Source organism: Paenibacillus sp. FSL W8-0426 (assembly GCF_037969725.1).
Lineage (GTDB): Bacteria > Bacillota > Bacilli > Paenibacillales > Paenibacillaceae > Paenibacillus > Paenibacillus hubeiensis.
This window is the reverse complement of the sequence record NZ_CP150203.1, coordinates 2,152,634-2,178,055: the sequence shown is the minus strand read 5'-3', so window position 1 is coordinate 2,178,055 and position 25,422 is coordinate 2,152,634. Positions and strand designations below refer to the sequence as shown.

Here is a 25,422-nt window from a genome sequence, read left to right as displayed (position 1 = left end):
GCTCGCAAGAAAAAAACCGCTTTGCATAACTTTCAGCATGCAAAGCGGTTCAGCCCAACGTAAACATGGTCATTCAGTGCAGCACCAAATGTGCCGAGGCTGGTTTATGGAATCAGGCAAAATTGCTGCAGTGCAGCCCCGCCTCTAAACACAATGTACAGTTGTTCCACGGAATCACTTGCCTTGAGTTCACATCGTACCGTTGTCCAGACACGCTCTTTCATGTACCGAATCGGACCAGATGCTGTGCTCGGAACGTCGCATTCGCCAATCAGTTCGCCGTCCGGCGCACCTGAACGGATCTCAAGACGGGCGTCGCCAGCGTTTGCAAAATCCGATACACGTGCTTCAAACTGCCGTGCGTCTTCTGTGCCATTATCCTTGAACACGATCCATGCGATCTGATCCTCACGGTACAGCGGTTCTCCCGGAGCGATGGCTCGGACGGCCGTTCTTCCTTCCAAACATTCATCCAGCAAAACGGCATGGCAATCGTCGTAATTCTCCGCAGGTGTAGGCAGATGAAGCTTCCGTGCGGGAATCGTCTCTCCTTCAATGGTTAACGCCAGCGTTTGCCGGGCGTCTGCGGAGGAACGGCCGGCCATGATGGACCAGACGGCGGATTCCACGCAGTAACGGTCACGGGTCACGTCCCACATGGCCAAACGCTGTACGGGAACCGTCAGGCGCACGATCGCTTGTTCTCCGGCCGCAACATGGAGCCGGCGGAAAGCCAGCAATTGCTTGCGGGCGCGTCTGACCCTGGAGGTTTGCGCGGAGCCGTAGATCTGTACCACCTCATCGCTTGCAACAGCGCCAGCATTCCGAATGCTTACTTCAACGCTCAGCACGTCTTTACCTGCCGCGTCTACCGTTCGTTCCACTTGCAGCGATTCGTATTCGAATTCGGAATAGGTCAATCCATGCCCGAACGGGTAGAGCACCGATCCTTCATGGTATTGATAAGTCAATCCGTTACGGATAATATCGTATTCCAGCAGATCCGGAAGCTGGGATTCATCTTCGTACCATGTCATGTTGAGCCGCCCTGCCGGAGCATAAGCACCTGTAAGCACATCGGCGAGGGCACTGCCTAATTCCTGTCCCGCATGAGTCAGGTACACGATGGCCGGGGCCACATCCTTGAGATCGTGAAGGGCAAACGGATAACTGCCTATGATGACGACCACGGTGTTCGGGTTGGCCGCGCATACTTCTTTCACAAGCCGAATCTGCTCGGTCGGAAGTGTGAGGCCCGGTCTGTCGATTTCTTCCTTGCCGTTGATGTAGGGGTTGTTACCCACCACGACGATGGACACGTCGCTATCCTGTGCGATACGCGCCGCCCGCTCTACCCCGTCGAGCCGCAGCTCGCGCACAAACGGGACTGCAGCGCCTTGTTCCACTTCCTCCGCCAAAGGTGCGAGAACCAACTGTCCCTTGTGCTCGCGAAGGCCCAGAGGCAATCCGTTCCATGAACGCAGCGTCTGATGGCCGTCGGAAGCGTCTTCCTCGAATCGTACAATTTCTTTGACGAACCATCCGCCGATCTGTTCCGCACAAGCCTGATAGATGCCTTCCTCGGTCAATGTGACGTAACGATCGTTGCTTCTGCTGCGAAGCGTATGGCTCCCCCAGCCCCAATCCTGATGTACGAACTCCGCCGGCTGCGCTCCTTCTTCCTCAACGGCAGCTAAAGTTCCTTGAGTTCCATGCACAATCACTTTTCCGTCTGCAGTTTTCAGGGAAATCCGGTCATTGCCGTCTTCATAGGCAATTTCCACATTCTTCAAACGGCTTCGCAATCCGTCCAATGCGGAAACTTTGTACGGAAGCGTGCCGCTGTACCAGTCGGTATAAACCGCGTCCGCAAGCGGCCCAATGACGCTGACTTTATGCAGCTTTTCCGGTTTCAGCGGGAGCAGTCCATCATTTTTGAGCAATACGACGGATTCGGCAGCCGCGCGATAACTCAACCGGGCATGCTCCGGCGCACACAACACATCCTCCGAAATCGATGCATACGGATTCGCTCCCGTCCGATCCAGCTGCCCCAATCTCATGCGTACGCCGAAAATGTTGCGAATGGCCCGATCCAGGTCTTTCTCCTGCAGCAGACCGCGTTGGAGCGCCTCTTCCAGGGCAGGCACGACCATGTCCACTTCATCCGTAAGACAGTCCACGCCCGCCTTGATCGCTCCTGCCGCCGACTCTGCATGGGATGCGTGGTACTTGTGGTAATCGACCGTCTGGGACAAGTCTCCTCCGTCGCACACGATGAAGCCGGGCATCGCCCATTCTCCTTTAACGACATCGTTGATATATGGACTCTCGATGGCCGGGGTGCCGTTGATGGAGTTGTACGCCGTCATCATCGACAAGGCACCGCCTTCCACGAACGGAGCTTCGAAGGCTTTCAAATAATATTCGCGCAAATTGCGCGGATCGATGCTGGATGAGCAGTTCAAGCGGTCTTTTTCATTGTTGTTGGCAAAAAAGTGCTTCAGCGTCGCAACCATTTTCAGATAAAACGGATGCTCGCCCTGCATGCCTTGCACCAGTGCCTTCGACATTTCTCCCGTCAGCACAGGGTCCTCCCCGTAACCCTCCTCGGTTCTTCCCCAACGCGGGTCCCGTTCCAGGTCAACCGTGGGTGCCCAAAGGGTCAAACCGTGAACCTCGGGCTCCCTGTGATGATATGCCCGCGCTTCATCGCCAATGACGGAACCGATCCGGCGCAGAAGTTCCGGGTTCCATGTGCTCGACAGTCCGAGCGGCTGCGGAAATACGGTGGCGACGCCCTTCCAGGCTACCCCGTGCGCAGCCTCGCCGCCCACGTTGTATTTGGGAATGCCCAATCTCGGAACGGCCGCTTCGCGCGTCGGAATCAAACTTATTTTTTCCGCCAGCGTGAGCCTTGAGATCAGATCGTCCAGTCGTTCCTCCAGCGAAAGCGAAGCGTTCCACATGGGGTAATCGTAATATTCGTGCACGGAAATTCCTCCCTCAATTGTTTAGTTGACAAGAAGCTGCTTCCACTCCTTCAGCAAACTCAGCGTCCGCTGGCGGTATACTTCCCCATCCTCGGGTTGGTTTACCTGATGCTCATGCACATATGCGTTAAAGAAAGACGACAGGATCCGATAAGCGAGCCGCCTCGTTTGTCCCTCCGGGGACATGTCCAGCTCCATTCCGTATCCTGCATGGAACGAAGCGGATTTGCCGGAAAGGATGGCTTCATATTCCCTGTCCGCAAACATGGAGCGGTCCCCGTCGATCACGGCCGCGATAACGGGCAGATCCTGCACAGGCGTTTGGATCAGCACATTGGCCTCCCACAAGTCGTTATGGACCAACACGGGTTGGGTGACTTGATCGAACAAATCGCGATGCACCTCAAACAGCGTTACGATCTCTTCCCCGGCCTCAGGCATGTAATTCGCCGCCGCTGCTTTATCGGCAGTTTCCCGGGCATACGCAAGCAGCACGTCCGACCATCGCTCCGAACCCCGGATGGTTCCGTCTTTTTGCGGCCAGCCAAAAGAGTGGCCCTTAATTTGGTGCATCGCCGCAGTATAAGCTCCAAGCTGGCGGTACAAACGATCCTTTTGCTCTGCACAAATCGACGGGTGGTCCAGCTGCATGCTCGGGATGAATGCCATGAACATGTAGGTTCGTGGTACAAGCTTTCCGCTGTCATCACAAACAATGACATCAGGGGCAGGTATACCTACGTTTCGATAATGCTCGTAAATCACGGGTTCAGCGGACATCATCGTCCGTTCAAACGAAAAGAGCGGATCTGCTGCCGGATCGGCAGAAGAACAGATCCGTTCGGGAGCCAGTCGCAGGATGACATGCGGGTGTACCTCATGCTCCAGCTCAAGCTTGTAGGTCGTATTAAAAAGTCCGCCCTGCATGATGTGTTGGCTGATTATATTGGTAGCGTTTCCAAAATGATGTTTTACCAAAATTTGAATCGTTTCCGGTGTAACGGGTTGATGCAACCCTGTGCTTCTTGTTGCGTTCATGATCATCAAACTCCTATGCCCTCAAAGAATTTAAAAACGGACGGCACCTTGCGAGGTACCGTCCTTACAATAACAGATTACAACTGGATCGTCAGCTTGCTCGCGCCTGCTGCAGGCGTTACAACCACGCCATGCTCGCCGGCAGCGTAAGAACCGCCTTCTACGCCGGATACGCGCTCGATGCCGCGCAGAACGATGCTCCATGGTTTGCCCGCGCCTTCGGCACGTACTTCAAGCACTTCGCCTTGACGGGAAACCTGTACTTTCAGTTCCTGTTCCGCGGCTTGGTTCACGACGGCAGCTTCTGCAGCCTGGCCGTCTGCCAATTCGAACAAATGCAAGGATACATCCTGCGCAAAGTCGTAATCCGGTTTGCTGTCAACCGCACCGACCGCAAGCAGCGTGTTCGGTTTGATCATCATTGGCAGCGTTTTGAAATCGTGGTTTTCGCTGATCCAGCGTCCACCTTCGATTTTTGCGCCAGTCAGGTAATTCGTCCATGTGCCTTCAGGCAGATAGTAACGAACGTCGCCCTCTTTGTTGAAGATCGGTGCCACAAGGATCGAGTCTCCGAACATGTATTGCATGTCCAGCGTGGCGCATGTCGGATCTTCCGGATACTCCAGCACCATCGCACGCATCATCGGCAGACCTTGCACGCTCGATTCCACCGCGGAATTGAACAGGTAAGGCATCAGGCTCAGCTTGAGCTTCGTAAAGTCGCGGACCACGTCCACCGCTTCTTCGTCGAACAACCAAGGTACGCGGTACGACTCGTTACCGTGCAGACGGCTGTGGGAAGAAAGAAGTCCGAATTGTACCCAGCGTTTGTACACGTCAGGCTCTGCCGTGCTTTCGAAACCGCTGATGTCATGGCTCCAGAACCCGAAACCGGAAAGACCGAGGGACAGGCCTCCGCGCAGCGATTCCGCCATGGAAGAATAGTTGGACGAGCAGTCTCCGCCCCAGTGCACAGGGAACTGTTGTCCGCCTACCGTTGCGGAACGCGCAAACAACGCCGCTTCGTTTTTGCCCAGGTTTTCTTCCAATACGTCAAATACGGCTTTGTTGTACAGGAATGTATAGTAGTTGTGCATTTTCACAGGGTCGGAGCCGTCATAATAAACGACGTCCGTCGGAATTCTTTCGCCGAAGTCCGTTTTGAAGCAATCCACGCCTTGGTCGATCAGCGTTTTCAGCTTGCCTTTGTACCAGTCCACAGCCGCAGGATTCGTGAAGTCCACGAGACCCATGCCGGCTTGCCACATATCCCACTGCCATACGCTGCCGTCGGCGCGTTTAACAAGATATCCGTTTTCCATGCCTTCGTCGAACAGATAGGATTTCTCGGCGATGTACGGGTTGATCCATGCACAGATTTTAAGGCCTTTTTCTTTCAGTCGTTTCAGCATGCCTTCCGGATCAGGGAACATGTCTTTGTCCCATTCGAAATCACACCATTGGTACTCCTTCATCCAGAAACAGTCGAAGTGGAATACGGAAAGCGGCAGATCGCGCTCGGCCATGCCGTCCACGAAATGGTTTACCGTTGCTTCGTCGTAATCCGTCGTAAACGAAGTCGTCAGCCACAGGCCAAACGTCCATGCCGGCGGCAGTGCAGGTTTGCCTGTCAATTTGGTGTAATTATCAAGCACTTCTTTCGGGTTCGCTCCACCGATGATGAAGTATTCCAGAGACTCTCCAGCTACGCTGAATTGCACTTTCGATACGTTCTCGGAAGCGATCTCGTACGATACTTTTTCCGGATGGTTGACGAAAACGCCATATCCTTTGTTGGACAGGTAGAACGGAATGTTTTTGTAAGCTTGCTCACTGCTTGTGCCGCCGTCTTCGTTCCAAATATCCACGACTTGTCCGTTCTTCACGAACGGAGTAAAGCGCTCGCCCAAGCCGTAGACATACTCGCCTACGCCCAGATCCAGCTGTTCGCGGAAGAATGCGCCTTCTTCTTTGGATTGAATGTATCCCGCGCCTCTCCAGCCGCTGCCAGTGAGACGTTTCTCATTATAATAGAAGCCGATGTCCCAGCCTTTGGTTTTGTCCACAGTCACGCTCAGATCGCCGCTCTTCAGCACGGCACCCTGCTCATCGCGTGTAATTTGCACATCGGTATTGAACGTGTTCAGCGCGAATTCCGGCCCTTGGTTTACTTGACCTTTGTGATGGTTCAGCTGCACGCGAATAACGTTAGGCATCGGAGAGCTGTAAGTCGCCTTGAGCAGCGTTCCGTTCAGGGTATCTCCTTTGCGTTCAATGCGTTTGGTTGCCGCGTATACCGTCATGGTATCGCCTTTTTGTACTATATCTCGAACATCTGCAGGATTTTGCACATGGTATCCTTCACGGATTTGCCAATAACCGTCCGTAAATTTCATTGATCATTACCCCCTTTGGTTATACTATAATAATATTGATATTAAAGCGTGTTTTCTTATCATATTTTGACCAAATATATCACGATTTTGATATTTGATGATCATTTCCGCCACATGATGCCCAAACAATGGAAACGATTACATTAATACTGAAATGAGGGGGCCTTCTCTATGGAAAGAGAACGATTGCGGGAGGACCGCATTCACGGCAATGCCATGTATCCTGTCAGCGTCTATCCGGATATTCAGCAGTTGAACGGGGACAGCATTCTTGACTGCCACTGGCATGACGAAATGGAATTTACGATGATGATTCACGGAAGCGCCGTCTTTCAGATCGATATGAATACGGTTGAAGTTCAAGCCGGGGAAGCCATCTTTGTCAATCGCGGCGAAATTCATGCAGGCTACCTCAAGGGCGAGGATCCATGCGTGTTTTCTTCCATCGTCTTTAACCCGGAGCTGCTCGGCAGCCGCACGTTCGATGCCGTTCAGGAGAAGTTCATTGGCCCGCTGATGCACAAAACGCTCGTCCCTCCCTGTCATATCAAGTCCGATGAGGCGTGGGGCCAGGAGATTCTCCTTTACTTGCAGCGGATTTTTGCCGAGCATGAGCAAGGATCCGACACTTGCGAAATGACGACCAAAGCATTGCTGTATCTGATTTTCGCCCGCATGTTCGAGCATATGAAGCCTGCTCCGCTCAAAAGCGCAGTCCCGACCGGCAGCCATGACAAAATCGAGCGGTTGAAATCCGTGCTCGGATACATCCACCGCCGTTATCCGGAACCGCTCAAGCTGAAAGAGCTGGCTGACGAAGCCAACATGAGCGAAGGGCATTTCTGCCGCTTTTTCAAACAGATGGTACAGAAGAGCCCTGTCGATTACATCAATTATTACCGTGTGCAGCAGGCCTGTTACCAATTGGAGAACACCGACCACAAAATCGTCGACATCGCCATGGACGTCGGGTTCGAGCACCTGAGTTATTTCATCACGACCTTCAAAAAACACAAAAACATTACGCCGTCCCAATATCGCAAGCTCTTCTATGAAAAACTGGCCATGGAGCCCCTTCCGATTTGAAACGCCGAGATGGCAACAGAACAAACGAAAAAGGAAGCATTCCGGACTTGCCGGGATCCTTCCTCTTTTTTGCGCCCAAACAGCTTTAAGCACGTATTAAGGGATCAACGATTTCCATGCGCTATACTCATGCACCGATATGCCCGAGTAGGAATCGTAGCCTTTTGCCATGCTTTCTACCAGCTTCAGCTGGCTCTCCATGTATGCTTTGCCTTCCTCGTAAAACGTTATGAACTGGCCTTCTTTGCTCTGTTTCGTCTCGACGGCGATCGAAAGCTTTTTGCCCAGCGCGGCCGATTCGGCGAGCTCGGTCTTGGCCACATCGAAGATGGCCTTCGCCGTATCCCGATATGCCATGATGGTCACGGCATCGTATTGGCGGATCATCCAGCTGCTGACGGCCATGTCCGATCCCGGAATCTTGTAGTTATCCAGCCAGAAAGGTAAATCGGCCGCCACAGGCAGGTTCATTTTCGCCGCCCGGTTCATGATATAACGCACATTGCCCTGCCATTCCGAAATGACCCGTTCCTGGTCGGTCTTCCATTCGGGAAGCACATGCGGCTCGATATCCAGGTGGATTCCGGCAAACCGTTCATCGGCTTCCGCTTGGGACTGGTACGCCTCTATCCAATCCAAAAAAGCTGCAATCTGATTCACGTTTTCGCTCAGCCCCCATGCAGGACGTCCATCCATAATATCTACGACAACGCCCTGTTCACCTGCTTTGCGGATGAATTCCTTATAATAAGGCAATTTCACGTCCCTGTTGATTTGCAAATAAATGGCGCTGATTTGATGGGTTGCCGCAAATTGCAAGATGCTTTCGGTGTGATCGACGATCTGCATCGTATCCCATAACCAGGTTGCCCTTATGGGTCCCTCCTTCTGAACAATTCCCTGCACCGTGGGAATTTCCCCCGGAGAGCTCTCCGCGATGACGCTTGGCGTCGAACACGACGCGCCAATGAGAAGAAAGAGACTGCTGAACAACAACATAAAACGACGACCCCGGTTTTTTTTCATGTTTGAACACTCCCTTGCTTGTTAACTCCTCTGCCGATCAGGGAGATCATGTGCTGCTCCCGGCTCATGGAACCTCTGCGAATATAGGACTTTATTGCATTTCTTATATATGCAATACCACCTTATAGACGCACGACAAAAGAATCACTTAAACATATTTCGGGCGTTCACACTTCTGTATTAATAGTTCTTTAGACCCTATTTTTGGGACTGGAATTTTAGCCATATGATGAGAGACGAGCGGATTCCATGCTGGATTTCTTCTAATAAGGAGTTACAAAACTTGTAAACGTTCGCCTCATGGACATGGAAATTGACATGCAAAAAAAACCTTGCGCAATGCAGCGCAAGGTTTTTTTGTAGCAACATATCTCCAGTTCAATGGTTAACGTCCTGTTCGCGTTGGACACGATCACACCTCAGGGTTATGCAAGCCGCTTCATTGAGCCTTTACCTCGTTGACCTCCTCAAACAGGGATACCTGTTCAATGCCTTCCGACGAGATCCGAACAAGTCCTTTGTCGGACAAACGCAGCTCGGGAATGACGACTAGTGCCAGCAGGGACAGCGTCATAAAGGCATTGTTCAGCGTGCAGCCTGCCGATTGCAGCGCCTCGCTGACGGCTTCGGACTGTGCAGCCACTTGCTCGAAAGGCTCGGTCGACATCAGGCCGGCAATCCGCAGCGGAAACTCCGTGCTGCCCGATGCCGTCACCACGGCGACGCCGCCCTGCATGCCGATCACCCTGTTTCCTGCCTCTGCCATCAGTGCATCGTCATTGCCGATGATGAGCAGATTGTGGCTATCATGCGCAACGGTCATGGCAATGGCAGCCGGTTTCTTAAAACCAATGCCTCCCACAAGCGCAACCGCGCGGTTGCCTGTTTGCTTATGCCGTTCGAGCACGGCAATCTTGCATACGTCACCATCGGTCGGGACCTGCACAAGCCCCTGCTTTACTTCAACGTGGGCAAGCTTCTCTTTCGTATCCACATGATTTTCGGTCACTTGAATGACTTTGGCAGCAATGGTGCCTTCGGCAATCGGTGCGGCCAAAGCCATGTCACCCGGCTGAAGATCCGGGTTCAGCTTTACCGTGTTCAGTGCTTCGTCCGGATAGATGAATGGCTCCCATGCTGCCGTCATTTTTCCATGCTCAGCAACGATCTGGCCCGCTGCAATGGTCATGCCGACCCGAACGTCGGCCAGCCTTCCGTCCAGCAAAATGATGTCCGCCATATTTCCGGGAATGACGGCGCCGATATCGCGGGCCACCCCAAACCTCTCGGCTGTGTTGATCGTCGCCATCTGGAACGCGGTCACCGGCTTCACCCCTTGGGAGATGGCCAGACGCACAACGAAATCCATATGGCCCTCCTTGAGCAAGGACTCCGAACTCCGGTCATCAGTGACAAGCAGCATGCGGCGTGTATCAAGCCCCAGCTCGGTACAGGCTTTGATCGTTTCGGCAACGTCATGCCAGGCCGATCCTTGGCGCATTTTTGCATACATGCCCAGACGCAGCCGTTCAACCACGTCTTCCTTCGTCACGCACTCGTGATCCCCCGAAACCCCGCTTGCCGCATAAGCAGGAAGACGCCAGTCATCCGCTGCCCACGTAAAATGGCCATCGGCCACTTTGCCTGCGCGCAGCGTGGCCTGAATTTCGCCAAGCATCGTGTCGTCGCCGTAGACGACCCCCGGAAAGTTCATGACTTCCCCCAGGCCAATCATGTCAGGCCCCCATGAGAGGGCCTCGGCAACCTCCTCCGGCCCGATGTACGCCCCTGTCGTTTCCAGACCCGGATGGGTGGAAGGCACGCAGGAAGCCACTTGCAAATAGGCAGCCAGCGGCGTTGTCCGCGCCTCGTCCAGCATCATGCGCAGCCCTTTCAAGCCAAGTACGTTGGAAATTTCGTGCGGATCGAAGAATCCGCCCGTCGTCCCGGATGGCAGCACCGCTCTTGCAAATTCGGATACCTTCATTTGCGTGCTTTCAATATGGCAATGCCCATCCAACAATCCAGGCGCAATATATCGTCCCTCTGCTTCAATAATTCGGGTATGCTCGCCGATTGCATGGCTGACATCTTTGCCCACATAGGCAATACGTGCGCCTTGAATCGCAACGGACATGCCCGGTAAAATTTCGCCCGAAATGACGTTTACCAGCGTGCCCCCGCGAATGACCAGCGTCGCTGGCAAATCTCCCCGCGCCGTCGCAACCAGGTCGGGTACGCAATCTGCCAATGGCACCCGCTCAAAACGTGTTTTTTTCAATTTCCTTCCTCCTCCGTTCCAGTACGCCCTGCAAAAAAGTATATTGTTACGATTATAAGAGTCCGTATCCGGTGTGTAAAGAACCCTCACTTGATTTGTTTTTGATGATAAAATGCACGGCAAATATGATGAACCAAAACAATGATTGGTATTTCTCCGACATGCCTATGTTAGAAATTGTTCCGTAATATCCTGCCAATCGCCCAGATTCGGCAGCTTTTGCTGTCCCCAATAGTCCAGGAAAATCGCTATAACTTTACGAGGATCCTCAGATATGTAACTGTAATGTTCGAATCTTTCGTCATCGAATACGAATCGCACTTCTACGACGAATTCCTCCGGATTATCCGTGGTCGCAGCCTGTAAATAGATGCTCTTGTCTATAGGTTGTGACGGCACAAGCACCAGATAGTCCATCAAGTCTAAGTTCGTGATGAGTTCGTCGAACAATGAAGCATTCATGTCCTCATTTTGATATTTGATCCCATTGCTTTCCAATGTGTAAGTGACGTTGGCGTAATCCACGTTCATCCTCCTCTTTCGTTCGTTTCTGTTTCCATCCGAGCATATATGCAGCAATGAAACCGTGCAAGGGCTGTACGATGCACATAAGCAAAAGCTCCCGTACCCAGAGTACGGAAGCCGGTAATCATTAATACCAGTCGAAGGATTCATTCGTCTGCCGGGTCATATCAACGTTTTACTCCGTTTGGGCCATGGGGACATCTGCCATCGCATACAGCTCTGCCGGCTGGGAAGTAATGAACGGGCTTGGCTCGCCTTTGCAGTACACATGCAGCAAATGCATCGCCCGCGTGCATGCCGTATAGAACAGCTTGCGCTCATGCTCCTGGCCGTATCTGCGGGCAGAGGCGTCGTGAATAAGCACGGCGTCGAACTCGACGCCTTTGGCAAGATACGCTGGAATAACGTGTACGCCCTGCTCAAAGGAAAGCGTCGTTTTTTTGATGAGCTTGGGTGCCTGTTCCAGCCTTTTGCTTAAAGCCTCGTGCACTTTTTTGCTCTCCTCAGCAGTTTTGCATATAACGGCAACGGTCTCGAAACCTTCCTTCACCAGGCCCTCGATATCCTTTGTCATGGCGTCGATATGTTCTTGTGCCGAAGAAGTTACAACCACTTTCGGTTTGTCTCCGGCACGGTTAAACGGCACGATCTCTTCCCCGCCGGGAATCATTCCTTTCGTGAACTCCACGATCTCGCGCGTTGACCGGTAACTCCGCGTCAGCTCAATGAGTTCAGTCTCTTCAGGTCCATATAGCTTTGTCAGCGGCCCCGTCCCCTTAAGCACGGAAGAGTGCGCATAGATGGCCTGGTTGAAGTCGCCGAGTGCCGTAAATTTCGAACGCGGAAACAAACGTTTCATGAATGCAAGCTGGAAGGCCGAGTAATCCTGCGCTTCGTCGATGATGACGTGACGGATGGCGGAATTAATGTGAAATCCAAGCAGCAATTCCCGCAGATACAGGTACGGCGTAATGTCCTCATAGGCCAGCTCCTGAACCTTCAGCCTGCCCAGCGTCACATCGCAAATGTCCTGCCAGTGAGACGGCAGCGCTTCTCCTTCCAACAAACGCGTCATCAGCGCCTGGTCCTGGAACAGGAGTGCATACATTTGGCGGACGTCAACGAAACGAAGCGCTTTGATCCATTTGCGCAGCGGTTTCAGCCGATCGCTTACGACCATGCGTGCCAAAATGCCGCGTTCCTGTTCGAAATCGTCGAAACTGTCCACCTTGCCTTTTTGTTTACGTTTCAGGCGTTGATAGGCTTTCTGCAAATCCTCTGCATCCATCACATCGAGCTGCTGATCGACCCAATCCGCTTCCAACTGCCGTTTGCCGAACGCCGATAACTCCTTGAGCATCCAATCGCGCAGCAGCTCCAGTCTGCTGACCAGTTTGACGGACGGCTCGAAACTGTAAAATTTCTCAAGCATCGCCTCTGCGGGAACGACGACCTGTCCCTGAAAACGCACAGGTTTGAACTTCATGCCGCCATTCATCAAACCGTCCTTGTATTTTGTGATAACGTTCAGGAACGACTCCGACGATTTAAAACGGATCCCTGACATGCGCGCCGCGTATCCCGGGTCGGCCGTCGCTGTCAGTACGTATTCCAGCTGGATGAACGGATCCTCCAATTGATATTCTTTGCCGAGCCGCCGCTCCAGGTACTCCTGGAAGGTGGTCTGCAGCATGTTTTCTTCTCCAAGCTCGGGCAGTACCGTCGATACATAGCTGTTGAACATCGGATTCGGCGAAAAAAGAACCATCTGGTCTGCCCGCAAATGCTCCCGGTATTTGTACAGCAAATAGGCTACCCGCTGCAGGGCGGCCGACGTTTTGCCGCTGCCTGCCGCTCCCTGCACGATTAACATGCGAGCCCGGTCATTGCGGATGATCCGGTTCTGCTCCCGTTGAATCGTGGCCACGATGCTTTTCATCTGCGCATCGGACGTTCGACTCAGCACGGCCTGCAGCAGTTCATCACCGATCGTGACTCCCGTGTCGAACATAAAACGAATGCGCCCGTCCCGAATGACGAACTGCCGCTTCATTTCAATAGTGCCGCGAATCTCTCCGCCCGGCGTGTGGTATGCGGCCGGTCCTGGAGCGCCATCGTAATACAGATTGGAAATCGGCGCGCGCCAGTCGTAGATGATGAAGTTCTCCTCTTTCTCATCCAACATGGAGGCGATCCCGAGGTAAACCTTTTCTGTATCCGAATAACCGGTCTCCGTAAAATCGATGCGGCCGAAATACGGGGAGTAATGCAGCCGTTTCATTTTGCTGAGGGAAGCTGCCGTGTTCAGGTGGCTCCGCTCCCGGTCGGAGAGGACCTGCGATTGCTGCCGCATGCTCGTCGACGTTTCCCCGACATCGTCCGCCTCGCTGAAGTTCATCGTAACCTCGTCCCAGAAATCCTTTCTCATCTCAACGACTTCTTCCCGGAAGGTGCTTACCTCCTGTTCAAGCGCCGCAATTTTCCGTTCGATCTGCTTCGTCACGCTGTCTACGCGCTGCTGCTCCTCAAGCCACTGCCGATCTGCACTCATTTGTCCATACGCCCCTTTATCCCCCAATATGGCAATTTGACAATCTGAAAATGCCATGTTATAGTCAAATTAATAAAGTAATTATTTTGGTATTTTGTGAATTAATTCTAATTCATGCGTCGTTTTTTTATTGTACCAGCCACAACGTCCCGTTGCAAGCGGAGACGTTATTTTTGCTTTCGTTCTCGTTGATGATCGCCACAAAGCCTCAACCTCCCGTTTCTGCTCCGACCACGCCTTCCTATTATAATCCGCATCGAATTGAAATATAGCCTGCTCCGTTTCCTGCATTCTACTGCCGAAGCTCTTCAACGGTTTCTTTCCAGCGCGAAACTCCTTCGTCCACGTTCTTTAATTCAAACGTGATACCTGACGTAATCTCCGCATAGGGAGCCTTATCCACTTTGACTTGCGTTATCTTTGCTTCGAATCGGTCTCGCGGATGGCGGGCATTCTTCAGCCGGGGAAGCGGCTCAACCTCAAGCTTTATATGTATCAATTCTCCGTTCAATACCAACACCAGGCCCGCCTTTCCCGTATGATGCATGTTTTGGCTGGTCTGCGTGCCTGGCCATAAGGCCAATCTGATCCGGTCCGGGCCCAATGCCACGACTTCGCCGACGCTGACCATCGCCTGGTGTGCCCAGCCTTCCGGGGATACGGTCAGCAATTGCATTGCTTCGTGCTGTTTGCCTTCCAAATTCCGCCCGTTCAGCCACTCCGCCAATTCGCTGTTAAGTTCATGCATAATCATACTTCCCTCTCTTCGGTTGATTTGCAAAAACAACCTGGGCACCGCTGCTGGGCCAGGTTGTTTGTTCCTTGGTGCAATCCACTACGGCCATCTCAGCCAATTCAGCAAATGGTCATGAGACTCCTTGTCGTCGGCTGCACTGTGTACATGCTCCGCAAGTCGGTTGAGCCGTTCAAGCTGGTAGCCGTAATCGTAGATTGCAGCCGCAGCGATGGACAGTCTCAGCATGCCTTCCTGTTTCACGTCGAAACGGGAAATCGCCTGCTCCATGAAACGGTCGTTGTCCTCATTGAATTGGGCTGCTTCTTCATCGTTGGGCTTCAGCTTGTCCTCAAACTTAAGCAGCGCATGCTCGTGAAACTTGATGACGCGTTCCAAATGGTTATCGAAGAACTGGTCCATTTCCGGCGTGCGCTGTGCTTGAAAGTAGTGGCGCTCGACCGAATCCAGGACGTCGTATCCCTTTTGCAGACTAAGCAGCATCTGTTTATAAACGACCATTTGGCGGGTTTCGCTGAATTTCGGTCGTTTCATCTTCTTCTGCTCTTCCTCGAACAGATTGTATTTGTCGGATAGCGACTTGATGGCTGCCCCTAATTCGTTCTTCTGATCGCGAAAAACCGCTTCCTTGATCTCATCGGAAATGGATGTCCGCAGGAGAAGAGACATGTTGTTGAATACGCTTTGGATCTGTTTCACAAACTGCACCTTGGGCTTGGGCGGAAAAACCATAATGTTAATCAAAAAAGCCGAAATGATGCCCACCAGTGTCAACAGGAACCGATTAAGCGCAAAGTGCCAGTCTCCCGAAGCCTCCATAATGGAAACGACGGTGACCAGCGTGAGCCCCACCGTTTCTCCCATGTTCAATTTCAAACAGATCATGATGACCAGCACGATGATCAGACCGACCGCGATCGGTTCATTGGATAACACCATGCCGCCAATCAGAGCAACGATGGCTCCGAGCGTCGTCGTTTGCAGCTGGTCCAGGAAGTATTTCCACGATCTGTAGATGGACGGCTGCATGGCAAAGATGGCCGCGATCGCGGCGGGAACCGGGGATTGCGGGTTCAGGAATAAGCTGCTCAGGTACAAGGCCAGCGTCACCGCGATACCCGTTTTGAGCACGCGCGCACCAAAAGACATCTAAGCCCCTCCTTTTCCAGGTTCCGGTTGTGTTCGTTGGATGATCATTATCATTATTACCCCATATTTCTTTTTTTGCCTGACAAGTTCAAGAGAAAGATTTATTTTATCATGGAAGGCACAGAGATGCCATTCCTGATCTTGCAACGCAAACAATCCCCGCCGCCTGCTCGTCGCAAGCACCGAGGATTGTCTCATGTCAGGCCATCTCCCCCCGTTCTCCGGTGAGGACTAGGGAACGATGCCCTCCCATTCCTGCTTGAACCGTTCCACGAACTGAACCATGAAGTCATGGCGCTGCTGTGCCAGTTCTTTGCCGACCGTCGTATTCATTCGATCCTTCAGCTTGAACAGTTTTTCGTAAAAATGATTGATCGTGGTGCTGCGCCCGTTCCGATATTCCTCCCGCGTCATGCTCTCCCGCGGCGGCAGGGAAGGATCATACATTTCGCGGCCGCGGGCACCAGCAAATGCAAACGTGCGGGCAATGCCGATCGCGCCGAGAGCATCAAGCCGATCGGCGTCCTGGACGACCTGTGCTTCCAGCGAGCTGACCGGAACACGATCGCCCCCAGCGAAGGAAATCGTGCGGATGATGCTCAGCACCGCTTCCTTTACGCCCGGTTCGAGCGGCTGCAGGTCCAGCCAGGCATTCAGTTTCGCCATGCCTGCCTCCAGGCTCTCGTTCAACTTTTCGTCAGGCACGTCATGGAGCAGGGCGGCCAGCTCGCAAATGTACGGATCCGCTCCTTCGCGGTGCGCAAGTTCGACCGCAAGCGCCGTTACCCGCTCTACATGCGGCCAATCATGGCCGTCGGCATTGCCTGCTGTATCGCCTTGGACGAAGGTTCGAGCGGCTTGAAGCACGGCTTCCCTTGCCGATGTTTCGTCCTTCTCTCCATTCGCAGAGGACTCCAAGCCCGGGACCGGAAGGTTCCTGGATGCCTCGTCCATCATTCCCGCTCCTTGTCTTCACGGGCCTGTTCACGCGGTACGCGCCGGGCCACGCCCGTGTTTACGGCCGCTTCCACGACCCGGCGGCGGATGGATTTCACCACTTTGTCGTTGAATACGCTTGGAATGATGTAGTAACGGTTCCGCTCTTCATCCGAAATGGATGAGGCGATCGCCTGGGCCGCAGCGAGCTTCATCTCTTCGTTGATTTCCGACGCACGGCAATCCAACACCGCCCGGAACATGCCCGGGAAGCAAAGCACGTTGTTGATCTGGTTGGGATAATCGGAGCGCCCCGTCGCCATAACCGCCACAATATCCTCGACCAGCGCAGGCATGACTTCCGGCACGGGATTGGCCATGGCAAACACGATCGGGTCTGCGGCCATCGTCTGCACGTCCTCCCGCGTCAGCAGGTTGCCTCGGGACAAACCGATAAACACGTCGGCTCCGCGAATCGCCTCTTGCAGAGACCCTGTCACCAGTTCGGGATTCGTCCTGGCGGCATAATCGTTCCAAACATCGCTTTCGTAAGTTTGCGTGCGCACCAGGGCTCCTTCGCGGTCCACGCCGATCAGCCTGGTCGCTCCCGCCGAGAGCAGGATATTGCTGCATGCCACGCCGGCCGCACCGATGCCGCATACGACGATTTTTACGTCCTCGATCGATTTGCCGACCAGCTTCAAGGCATTGATCAAACCTGCGTATAACACCACTGCTGTGCCATGCTGGTCATCGTGGAATACCGGAATGTCCAGCTCCTCGTTCAAACGGCGCTCGATTTCAAAACAGCGCGGCGAGGAGATATCCTCGAGATTAATGCCGCCGAACGCGGGTGATATCGCTTTCACAGTACGAATGATCTCTTCGGTATCCTGGGTATCCAGACAGATCGGGAACGCGTCCACTCCAGCAAACTGTTTGAACAGCATCGCTTTGCCTTCCATGACCGGCATGGCGGCCTTTGGCCCGATATTGCCCAGTCCCAGTACGGCGCTGCCGTCGGAAACTACGGCAACCGTATTTCTTTTGATGGTTAGCGAAAAAGCCTTGCCGGGCTCTTCGGAAATCGCGGTACATACACGCGCCACGTCAGGCGTATACACCCTCGACAGATCCTCGCGGTTATGAATCGGCGTTTTTGGCGTGACTTCAATCTTGCCGCCCAGATGCAGCAGGAACGTGCGATCCGATACGTTAATGATGGAGACGCCCTTGAGCTGGCGTACCCCTTCAAGGATTTTTTGGTTATCCTGAGCGTCCGTCACCGCAACCGTAAGATCGCGTACGGTGACATCCTGATTGGTCGAAATGACGTCAATAGCAATGATGTCGCCCCCAGCTTCCGAGATGGCCGAAGCCACTTCGCCAAACTTGATGTCCTTTGTTGTCATTTCCAGCCGAATAATCATGCTGTTGCCGTCCAGATTTCTCTGATTCATGTCTATTCCTCCCAGACCGAATGTCTTGAGTTATATTGCTACCCGTTTTCATTTCGATGCATAGCCGCCCTTTTCCTTTATCCTTCCCGAAAAAGTGGTCCATGTAACAGAGAACATGCAAAAACCCTGCACATCCGGTGAAGGACATGCAGGGCTGCCGGGAGAAGCGTGCTTAGACACGCTCCGCCGCTCTGCGCAAAACGCAAATGTCGTATGGTTTCAATTCCAGATTGGATTCCACCGGTTCATCGGTCAACAAGTCGGTATAAGACAGGCTGCCCAACCCGACCTGTTTGCTGTCAGGCGTGTAATTCTGTACAAAGACGTAGTCTGCCGTGCCGTCGGTTCTCACATGGGCCGTTACTCCGGCCGGAAGCTCGGTATCCAATGCCTTCTCGATGTTCAGGTCACGGATGAGCCTGCCGTAGAAATCGTCATGGAACGGTTCCGTGAAACGGGCCGCGATGTAATACGCCTTGCCGGAGCCCAGACGGTTGACCGTCAATGCCGGTCTGCCCGCGTAGAAATCCGAGCGATATGTTCCGAGCGCCTCCGCACCTTCGAGGTGAATAAGGTCGCACAATTCCACCGCATCGTACGATGCGTCCAGCCCCAGTTCGTTCCCTTCCAGCGGGGTCATCCCGTTCCGGTCGCGATCGTGCAAGCCGTCGATTTCCTCCGACCAGATGCCGAGCGTTTTGCGAAGCGGGCCCGGGAATCCACCCAGGAAGCAAAGATCGTTCTCGTTGACGATGCCGGACCAATACGTGGCCACGAACGTGCCTCCGTTCTCCACAAACCGTTCGATTCGCTCTCCTACGCCTTCCCGCATCAGGTACAGCATCGGCGCGATCAACAGCTTGTACTTGGACAGGTCGGCATTCATGTCAATCACGTCGACCGCCACGCCTTTTTTCCAAAACGCTTCATAGTGGCTCTGCACCGTTTCCTCGTACTTCACGCCAATGTTGCGCGGACCTTGGGAATCTTTGACGGCCCAACGATTCTCCCAATCGAAAATGATGGCAACTTCTGCCGGCACGGACGTTCCGACGATGGCATCCATGCCTTCCAGCACGGTGCCCACATCCGAGACATCCTTGAACACGCGGGTATGCTCATGCCCGGCATGATCCACGACCGCGCCATGCAGCTTCTCGCTTGAGCCGCGGCTTTTTCTCCACTGGAAGTACTGCACGCTGTCCGAACCGTGCGCTACCGCCTGCAAGGAGGATAGAAGATGCATGCCGGGGCGTTTCAGTTTGCTGACATCCTGCCAGTTGGTGGAACTCGGGGTGCTCTCCATGAGCAGGAACGGCTGCCCTCCCTTGATGGAACGCACGATATCATGCATCATGCCGATGCGCGCGGCCTGCTTGGCATCATCGTCGGCATCATGCCACGTCGGGTAGCTGTCCCAGGACAGGACATCAAGAATGTCGGCAAACTTCCAATAGTTAAGCCCTTCATAGAACTCCATCAGGTTGGTCGTTACCGGCAGATTCGGATTTTTCGCTTTGAGCGGCTTGGTCTCATGCACGATGAAATCGGCGGTTTGATCCGTCACGAAGCGGCGCCAATCCAGATTCATCGCATGCACTTGGGTTTCCCCGTGCGGCGCAGGGGATTCGACCTGGCTCCAATCCGTGATCGTGTGGCTCCAAAATGTCGTCCACCAGGCGTGATTCAATTCGTCCAGCGTGCCGTATTTCTTTTGCACCCAGCCGCGGAATGCTTCCTGACAATGATCGCAGTGGCAGTCCCCGCCGTACTCGTTGGAAATATGCCATCCAATGACAGCCGGATGATCGGCATACCGCTCAGCCAGCCTGGTATTCATTTGGTTCACTTTTTCCCGATATACCGGGGAAGTATAACAGTGGTTATGCCGGAAACCGTGCAAATTGCGCACGCGGTTAGCCCCTACCCGCAGCACTTCGGGATATTTCGCCGACATCCAGGCCGGTCTCGCTCCGCTCGGCGTAGCCAAAAAGGCATAAATGCCTTCCGCTGCAAACGCATCCAAAATACGGTCCAGCCATTCAAACGTATAAACCCCTTCCTCCGGCTCAAGGGAAACCCATGAGAAGATACCGATGGACATGACGTTGCATTTGGCCAGCTTCATCAGACGGATGTCTTCTTCAAGCACCTCGGGATAACGAAGCCACTGCTCTGGATTATAATCGGCACCATGCAGCATATGCGGCACTTTGGAACTTGCGGGTGAATATTTATATGTCATGAGTACAACTCTCCTTTTCGCGTTTCTTGATGTTGCCCACGATTACGTCGCTGGCTGTTCGCGTACGGTCGATAACGCCGAGAACGATTCCAGCTTGCGTCCTTTGAAATCAAACATCGTCAGGTTGCCCCAATTGTTCGGATGTCCCACGGACCAATCCGGTTTGCTCGGAATCCAGGCGGGCTCCCAATAATAGAATCCGGCTCCCAGCCCGCCCGGCACGTCGCGGATGATTTGCAGGAAGTCCTGCAAGTATTTGCGCTGTCCTTCCACCGTTGCGGGATATCCTGGCAGCAGCATCTCTTCCTGATTGAAGATCCATTCGTGCCCTTCCGGCTGCTCCAGCGTCCAAGGATAAGCGGTTTCAACCACGTTGATCGGTTTGCCGTAACGCGCGGCCAGGTCGTGCAGGTTATCGCGCAATGCCTCCAGCGTGCCGTGCCACCATGGATAGAACGAGAGGCCGATGACGTCGAATTCCACGCCAAGCTGCTCGAAACGGTCATAAAACTTCACGCTCTCGGCATTGTCTCCCCCGCGGTCGATATGAATCATGACCTGAATGTTCGCGTCCACCGACTTCACTGCCGCGATGCCGTACTTCACAAGACCGGCAAACCGCTCCCATTGCTCATCGGTATCGTTCTCTTCTCCGCCAACACGGCCTTCGTTCCAGAGCATGCCGGGCGTGATCTCGTTGCCGACCTGCACCATGTCCGGCAGGGCGCCATTATCCTTCAGCGTGTTCAGCACATCGGCCGTGTACGTGCATACTGCCCGCTGCAGCTCCTCATAGGACAAGCTTTCCCATGCCTTCGGCTTCCATTGGTTGGCCGGGTCCGCCCAGCGATCCGAATAGTGGAAATCCAGCAGGAAATGCAGGCCGTGCGCCTTGATCCGCTTTGCGATCTCCACCGTGCGTTCCAGGTTGCAATAACCGCCGACAGGATCATTCCAGATCCGCAAACGGATTGCATTGGCGTCATTCAATTTCAGGATGGACAGCAGATCCTGTTCTTTGCCGTCCACGTCGCTGTAACTGCCGCCGTGCTGTTCGATTTCGTCCATGAAAGACACGTCCATGCCAAGAATGAACGGCTGTTCCTTGTGGTTACTCACTTCATCAACCTCCATCGCATTTTCGGAAATACCGGGCTCAGCCTTTCACTGAGCCCAGGGTCATGCCTTTAACAAAGAAACGCTGCAGGAACGGATACACGATCAGGATCGGCGCGCTTCCGATGAAAATTTGCGCTGCGCGCACGGTCGTTTGCGAGATCGCATCCATCTCCTTCGGATCCATGCTCATCGTGCTCATGTCCCGTCCGATGATCACCGTCTGCAGGAAGGTCGCGAGCGGATAATCTTTGGCGTTGTTCAGGTAGAGCAATCCGTCGAACCAGGAATTCCAGTGGAATACCATGCTGAACAGCGCAATCGTCGCAATGGACGGCATGGAGATTGGCAGGAAGATGCTGAACAGCGTCCGAAAATGATTCGCGCCATCGATCAGTGCCGCTTCTTCCAGCTCTTTCGGGATGCCCCGGAAAAAGTTCAGCATCAGGATGACGAGGAACGTGTTAACGGCGCCGGGAAGTACCAGAACCCAGAAGGAGTTCATCAGGCCGATCTTCTGGATGACCATGTAGAACGGTACCAATCCTCCATTGAAAATCATACTGAAAACAAACAGCCATGAATAGATCGTTCTTCCTTTAAATTCACTATTTTCCTTCGACAGGGGATAAGCTGCCAAAAAGGTAATGAGGAGCGTGATCCCCGTGCCTACCACCGTGCGGAGCAGCGAAATCCAGAGCGAGTTGAGGAAAATCGGATTGTTCATCGTTTTTTTGTACGCTTCCAGCGAGAATCCGACCGGCCAGAGGCTTACCAGGTTCGCATCCGCTGCCGCCTTCGTGCTGAACGATACGGCCAGCACGTGGATGAGCGGAATGATGCACATGATGGCGAGCAGGATCAGGAAGCAAGTATTGACTATGCTGAACACGCGGTACGGCGTTGATTTATGATACATCGTAGTCCCTTCTTTCTCTGTTCGATTCGATTAGAATATGCGGTATCCGGCGTATTTTTTGGCCAAGCCGTAGGATACGAGGATCAGGATCATGCTGATGACCGATTTGAACAATCCGATCGCGGTCGCAAAGCCCATCTCGCCGTTCACCATCGCCGAGCGGTACACGAACGTATCGATGATGTCGCCTGTTTGGTAGACCAGCGGGTTGTACAGGTTGAAGATTTGGTCGAAGCCTGCGTTAAGCACGTTTCCGAGCGCCAGCGTTCCCACGACCATCAGCATCGGCACGAGCGAAGGAACCGTAATATGGAGCGTTTGTTTCCAGCGTCCCGCCCCGTCGATTTCAGCCGCTTCGTACAAGGCCGGATTGATGCCTGCGAGTGCTGCCAGAAACACGATCGTGTTGTACCCGAATTCTTTCCATACGTCGGTCAGGATGACCGTAAACCGGAACCAATTATTATCGCCGAGGAAAAAGTAAGGACCCAATCCAAATGTGCCGAGCACCCGATTCACTAAGCCCTCGTTGGACAGGAGGTCGATCAGGATGCCGCCCAGGATGACCCATGACAGAAAATGGGGCAAATACACCAACGTCTGGATGGACCGTTGTATGGCGATCTTGCGCACCTCGTTCAGCAGAATGGCGAACACAAACGGCACCGCCAGGTTAAAGATCAGTTTCAGCACCGCGATAATCAGCGTATTCCAGATGACCTGAAGGCTATCCTCGCGTTCGAATAAAAAGCGGAAATTGTCGAGTCCTACCCACTCTGACCCGCCGATGCCCAACCAAGGTTTGTAATTTTGGAAAGCCATCACGATGCCGCCCATCGGCACATAACTGAAAATGATCAGAAAGATGACGGCCGGCAGCAGCATTACGTGAAATGGCCAAGTTCGTTTCAATGTTCTCATGAGTGCTCCCCCTGTAGTTCTTCCTACCCAAGCTGTTTCCGGGTGGCTTATAGTGCGATTATATCAACCTGTCCGGACGCTCAAACAGCACATAAAAGCAATATAAATGGCACAAAAGCAACCACTTTCGGGCATCGGCACAAAAAGGGGAAAAACCCGCCTTTATCCGCGTTCCAAGTCGTTTCCGCCCTCGGAAGCATGCGCAAAAAAAAGCGCGCGGAAGCCGAGTTCCGCGCGCTGCAAAGCTTATTTTTTCACGCTAGCATACCAATCGTTGACCTCTTGGGTAATCTGGTCGCCGCCGCCCGATTTCCACGTTTGCACGAACGTGTCGAACGCATCGGCCGGACTTTTTCCATAGATGATTTCGTTGAATGCCTGATTCTCGATTTTGTTCAGGTAATCCAGTTTCGACTTCATCGTTTGGGTCGTAGGACCGGTAAACATGTTTTTGTACGAAATATCTTCTTGGGAAAGCAGCACTTTGGCTGCCGCAGGCGTTTCGCTGCCGTAGTTGACGGCAACGTCCTTCTCCAGCTTCGTTTCCGGCTCTTTGCCGTCCGCAAGGTTAAGCAGTGCTTTCATCTGTGCATCGGGAATGCGTGCGCCGTCGCGAACGAGCAGATAGCGAACGACATTGACATAACCGCCGTCGATTTCTTCGATCGGCAGTTGTTTGCCGTTGGCGTCCAGCTGATAATCATACCCTTCGAACAAGCCGTTATCGTAAGGGCTGCCCGGTTCAGGGTTGGCGTAGTTGTCGAACAGGTAATTCTCATAGGTAAAGAACGCTTCCGGATGCTCCATGTCTTTTTTGATCAAGATGACGCCATTGACGAACGGCGTGCCATGACGCATCGCTTTGCCATCCGGGCCTGTCGGAATCTGAATCGGTTTCCATACCGCGCCCGGAGCGTTTTTAACCGTGTCTTTCAATGGCCAACCGCTCATCCAGTACGGACCTGGAATAATCCCCGCCGTGCCGGCAACCGCAGGCTCTGCGGTTTTATTTTCGTCCCACAGCGCCGCTTCCTGAGGAATGTAGCCTTTTTTCAGCCATTCGCTCAGTTTGACCAAACCTTCTTTCATGCCCGGGTGGATGGACCCGTATTCCAGCTTGCCGTCTGCGCTTTCATTCCACTGGAACGGCAGCGTGCCGTATGCACCGAAGATCCAGGAAGGATCCCCCATCCAGGTGTTCATGGATGTTTTGAATCCGATGCTGAGCGGCGTCACTTTATCCGGTGCAAGGCCGTCCGGATTTTTGTTTTTAAACGCTTCCATAACAGTCTCTAATTCGTCAATCGTTTTTGGAGCTTCCATGTTCAACTTGTCGAGCCAGTCTTGGCGAATCCAGAGCAGGTAGTCGTTGTTGTACGCATAATCGAGTACCGGGATCCCCATGCGTTTGCCGTCGCGCATGTATTGGTTCCATACGTTGGGATCCTGTTCCATCGCTTTTTTCCATGTATCAGATGCGTATTTGTCGAACAACGGACCCACTTCTTGATACATGCCGGAATCGATCAAATCCTGGGCAAGCAGGTTATCCCCGACGGTAACGACATCCGGCATCTCTTGGCCGGAGGACATCGCGAGCCGCAGCTTGGTTGCAAACGCACCGTTGGTGTCGGTCACGGACCACAGCGAATTGATGTTGATCCCGAATTTTTCCTTGGCCCATTTGGTAGCTACGCTATTTTCAATGGATTCCCCGTTTTTGAATTTCAGCTCCGGATCGATCCCCCATACCGTGGAAATGGTCACTTCCGGATCATATTTTTCTTTGTATTCATTTTGGGTGGCAGACGAGCTTGAGCTTGCGCTATCACCGCTGCCATTGCCCCCTCCGCATCCGGCCAGAACGACGGCCAGACAGGTTGTTGTGGCGAGAAGCGACAGCCATCTCTTTTTCGTAGAATTCGCTCTCATTGTTGTTCCCCCTTCGATCATTTTGGTTACCCTTTCATTATAGGTGTGCCAAGGCTTTCAGCCTATGTCACGAAAACAAGATTTCTGCACCTTA

At 53.3% G+C, this 25,422-nt stretch carries 17 protein-coding genes; 1 reads left to right on the top strand and 16 read right to left on the bottom strand.

The genetic code is table 11. The features are described 5' to 3' along the window. Window positions 1-104: 104 nt before the first annotated feature. The 3 genes from MKY59_RS10000 to yicI form a co-directional block, all read right to left on the bottom strand. Window positions 105-2,993 (bottom strand): glycoside hydrolase family 3 C-terminal domain-containing protein, encoded by a 2,889-nt coding sequence (locus MKY59_RS10000; protein ID WP_339277349.1) that lies wholly within the window; start codon window positions 2,991-2,993, stop codon window positions 105-107. Between the two features lie 21 nt (window positions 2,994-3,014). After that, window positions 3,015-4,031, bottom strand: coding sequence for an aminoglycoside phosphotransferase family protein (locus tag MKY59_RS09995; RefSeq protein WP_339277347.1), 1,017 nt, complete (start codon window positions 4,029-4,031; stop codon window positions 3,015-3,017). Window positions 4,032-4,108: 77 nt separating this feature from the next. Further along, window positions 4,109-6,427, bottom strand: a complete 2,319-nt coding sequence (gene yicI, locus MKY59_RS09990; protein ID WP_339277345.1) for an alpha-xylosidase — start codon at window positions 6,425-6,427, stop codon at window positions 4,109-4,111. Window positions 6,428-6,598: 171 nt separating this feature from the next. Here yicI and MKY59_RS09985 point away from each other — a divergent pair, with 171 nt between their 5' ends. Next, entirely contained in the window at window positions 6,599-7,513 is a 915-nt protein-coding gene (locus tag MKY59_RS09985) for an AraC family transcriptional regulator (RefSeq protein ID WP_339277343.1), read from the top strand. A 96-nt stretch (window positions 7,514-7,609) separates the two neighbouring features. On the opposite strand, the gene MKY59_RS09980 is transcribed toward MKY59_RS09985, so the two are convergent. The 13 genes from MKY59_RS09980 to MKY59_RS09920 form a co-directional block, all read right to left on the bottom strand. After that, the gene (locus tag MKY59_RS09980; protein ID WP_339277342.1) at window positions 7,610-8,539 is read right to left on the bottom strand and encodes a hypothetical protein; all 930 of its coding nucleotides are present in this window, start codon (window positions 8,537-8,539) and stop codon (window positions 7,610-7,612) included. A gap of 439 nt (window positions 8,540-8,978) precedes the next feature. Then, complete coding sequence (locus tag MKY59_RS09975) at window positions 8,979-10,820, bottom strand: adenine deaminase C-terminal domain-containing protein (RefSeq protein WP_339277341.1); 1,842 nt, start codon at window positions 10,818-10,820, stop codon at window positions 8,979-8,981. Between the two features lie 165 nt (window positions 10,821-10,985). Then, complete coding sequence (locus MKY59_RS09970; protein ID WP_236417939.1) at window positions 10,986-11,345, bottom strand: hypothetical protein; 360 nt, start codon at window positions 11,343-11,345, stop codon at window positions 10,986-10,988. Between the two features lie 175 nt (window positions 11,346-11,520). Continuing rightward, window positions 11,521-13,896, bottom strand: coding sequence for an RNA polymerase recycling motor HelD (gene helD / locus MKY59_RS09965; RefSeq protein ID WP_339277338.1), 2,376 nt, complete (start codon window positions 13,894-13,896; stop codon window positions 11,521-11,523). Between the two features lie 292 nt (window positions 13,897-14,188). Beyond that, window positions 14,189-14,650 (bottom strand): pyridoxamine 5'-phosphate oxidase family protein, encoded by a 462-nt coding sequence (locus MKY59_RS09960; protein ID WP_339277336.1) that lies wholly within the window; start codon window positions 14,648-14,650, stop codon window positions 14,189-14,191. A gap of 81 nt (window positions 14,651-14,731) precedes the next feature. Next, window positions 14,732-15,799, bottom strand: a complete 1,068-nt coding sequence (locus tag MKY59_RS09955; RefSeq protein ID WP_236417947.1) for an aromatic acid exporter family protein — start codon at window positions 15,797-15,799, stop codon at window positions 14,732-14,734. 231 nt (window positions 15,800-16,030) lie between these two features. After that, window positions 16,031-16,753 carry an HD domain-containing protein gene (locus MKY59_RS09950; RefSeq protein ID WP_339277335.1) on the bottom strand — a complete coding sequence of 241 codons (723 nt, stop codon included), beginning with the start codon at window positions 16,751-16,753 and terminating at the stop codon, window positions 16,031-16,033. Beyond that, window positions 16,753-18,195 (bottom strand): NAD-dependent malic enzyme, encoded by a 1,443-nt coding sequence (locus MKY59_RS09945; protein ID WP_236417951.1) that lies wholly within the window; start codon window positions 18,193-18,195, stop codon window positions 16,753-16,755. Before MKY59_RS09945 ends, MKY59_RS09950 begins: the two co-directional genes overlap by 1 nt. Before the next feature lie 172 nt (window positions 18,196-18,367). Next, window positions 18,368-20,440, bottom strand: coding sequence for a beta-galactosidase (locus tag MKY59_RS09940; RefSeq protein ID WP_290371469.1), 2,073 nt, complete (start codon window positions 20,438-20,440; stop codon window positions 18,368-18,370). A gap of 42 nt (window positions 20,441-20,482) precedes the next feature. Next, window positions 20,483-21,559 (bottom strand): arabinogalactan endo-1,4-beta-galactosidase, encoded by a 1,077-nt coding sequence (locus MKY59_RS09935; RefSeq protein WP_339277333.1) that lies wholly within the window; start codon window positions 21,557-21,559, stop codon window positions 20,483-20,485. A 37-nt stretch (window positions 21,560-21,596) separates the two neighbouring features. Continuing rightward, window positions 21,597-22,475 (bottom strand): carbohydrate ABC transporter permease, encoded by an 879-nt coding sequence (locus MKY59_RS09930; RefSeq protein WP_236417954.1) that lies wholly within the window; start codon window positions 22,473-22,475, stop codon window positions 21,597-21,599. Between the two features lie 30 nt (window positions 22,476-22,505). Next, window positions 22,506-23,396 carry an ABC transporter permease subunit gene (locus MKY59_RS09925; RefSeq protein ID WP_236417956.1) on the bottom strand — a complete coding sequence of 297 codons (891 nt, stop codon included), beginning with the start codon at window positions 23,394-23,396 and terminating at the stop codon, window positions 22,506-22,508. A 246-nt stretch (window positions 23,397-23,642) separates the two neighbouring features. After that, window positions 23,643-25,328 (bottom strand): extracellular solute-binding protein, encoded by a 1,686-nt coding sequence (locus MKY59_RS09920; protein WP_339277331.1) that lies wholly within the window; start codon window positions 25,326-25,328, stop codon window positions 23,643-23,645. Between the last annotated feature and the right edge of the window lie 94 nt (window positions 25,329-25,422).

Bases quoted from the DNA above. Each gene is read 5' to 3' on its own strand.
- MKY59_RS09995 (WP_339277347.1), bottom strand. From the start codon at position 4,031: ATGAACGCAACAAGAAGCACAGGGTTGCATCAACCCGTTACACCGGAA.
- yicI (WP_339277345.1), bottom strand. From the start codon at position 6,427: ATGAAATTTACGGACGGTTATTGGCAAATCCGTGAAGGATACCATGTG.
- MKY59_RS09985 (WP_339277343.1), top strand. From the start codon at position 6,599: ATGGAAAGAGAACGATTGCGGGAGGACCGCATTCACGGCAATGCCATG.
- MKY59_RS09980 (WP_339277342.1), bottom strand. From the start codon at position 8,539: ATGAAAAAAAACCGGGGTCGTCGTTTTATGTTGTTGTTCAGCAGTCTC.
- helD (WP_339277338.1), bottom strand. From the start codon at position 13,896: ATGAGTGCAGATCGGCAGTGGCTTGAGGAGCAGCAGCGCGTAGACAGC.
- MKY59_RS09960 (WP_339277336.1), bottom strand. From the start codon at position 14,650: ATGATTATGCATGAACTTAACAGCGAATTGGCGGAGTGGCTGAACGGG.
- MKY59_RS09955 (WP_236417947.1), bottom strand. From the start codon at position 15,799: ATGTCTTTTGGTGCGCGCGTGCTCAAAACGGGTATCGCGGTGACGCTG.
- MKY59_RS09950 (WP_339277335.1), bottom strand. From the start codon at position 16,753: ATGGACGAGGCATCCAGGAACCTTCCGGTCCCGGGCTTGGAGTCCTCT.
- MKY59_RS09945 (WP_236417951.1), bottom strand. From the start codon at position 18,195: ATGAATCAGAGAAATCTGGACGGCAACAGCATGATTATTCGGCTGGAA.
- MKY59_RS09940 (WP_290371469.1), bottom strand. From the start codon at position 20,440: ATGACATATAAATATTCACCCGCAAGTTCCAAAGTGCCGCATATGCTG.
- MKY59_RS09930 (WP_236417954.1), bottom strand. From the start codon at position 22,475: ATGTATCATAAATCAACGCCGTACCGCGTGTTCAGCATAGTCAATACT.
- MKY59_RS09925 (WP_236417956.1), bottom strand. From the start codon at position 23,396: ATGAGAACATTGAAACGAACTTGGCCATTTCACGTAATGCTGCTGCCG.
- MKY59_RS09920 (WP_339277331.1), bottom strand. From the start codon at position 25,328: ATGAGAGCGAATTCTACGAAAAAGAGATGGCTGTCGCTTCTCGCCACA.